2 protein-coding genes are annotated in these 952 nt (G+C 68.4%); one reads left to right on the top strand and one right to left on the bottom strand.

What is annotated here, in order from left to right; translation table 11 throughout:
- Positions 1-311, bottom strand: a 311-nt coding sequence (locus tag ACNPM4_RS18225) for a DUF2510 domain-containing protein (protein WP_448986635.1), incomplete at its 3' end; no start/stop codon positions are given.
- A gap of 184 nt (positions 312-495) precedes the next feature.
- Here ACNPM4_RS18225 and ACNPM4_RS18230 point away from each other — a divergent pair.
- Positions 496-952: cell division ATP-binding protein FtsE (locus tag ACNPM4_RS18230; protein ID WP_448986636.1), on the top strand; the 457-nt coding region annotated here is incomplete at its 3' end.

Here is a 952-nt window from a genome sequence, read left to right on the forward strand (position 1 = left end):
TTGGGGGCCACGTCGTCGCCGAGCGGTGTGGTCGCGGCGGTCGGCGCCTCGGCGGAGGTGCGGATCACGGTGTCATCGGTGGACGGTGCCTCCGGTGCGTCAGAAGAGGGCTCTTCGTCGACGGCGGGAGCGTCGGTCGCCGGTGTCTCGATTCCGATCGACGCCTCGGCGGCATCCGGTGCCACCGGTGCCGACTCCGCATCGGCTGCGGCGGTCGCGTCCGGAGCGAAGTGCTCCGTCCACTGCTCACCGTCCCACCACCGCTGGCGTCCGCTGCCGTCGTCGTACCAACCTGCAGGTGTCGTGCTCATGGGTCCCCCTCGAAGACGATTCGGCCGCTCCATGGTGCGACCGCACCCTTATGTATAGCAGTGGCCGGTGACTTCGCAGGGAGTTCCTGATGGGGAGCAATCCCCATGCTCTCCGGATGCGGACGCGCCGGTGCGGGGTGTCGCTCGCGGTCAGCAGGAGGGGCGCGCTTAGGCTCGAACCGTCATGATTCGGTTCGAGAACGTCACGAAACGCTACCGCGGGACGTCGAAGCCCGCCCTCTCCGGTGTCGACTTCGAAGTGCAACGCGGGGAGTTCGTCTTCCTCGTCGGCGCCTCGGGCTCCGGCAAGTCCTCCTGTCTTCGTCTGATCCTGCGCGAAGACGTACCGACGGCAGGCCGCGTCGCCGTGCTCGGCCGGGACCTCCGCTCGCTCGCCAACCGCAAGGTGCCCTACTTCCGGCGCCACATCGGTTCGGTGTTCCAGGACTTCCGCCTCCTGCCGTCGAAGACGGTCTACCAGAACGTCGCCTTCACCCTGCAGGTGACCGGCTCTTCGCGCGGATTCATCCAGCAGGCAGTGCCCGAGGCACTCGCGCTCGTGGGACTCGACGGCAAGCAGAAGCGCATGCCGCATGAGCTGTCCGGCGGCGAGCAGCAGCGCGTCGCGATCGCTCGCGCCG

This window comes from Microbacterium umsixpiens (assembly GCF_053543675.1).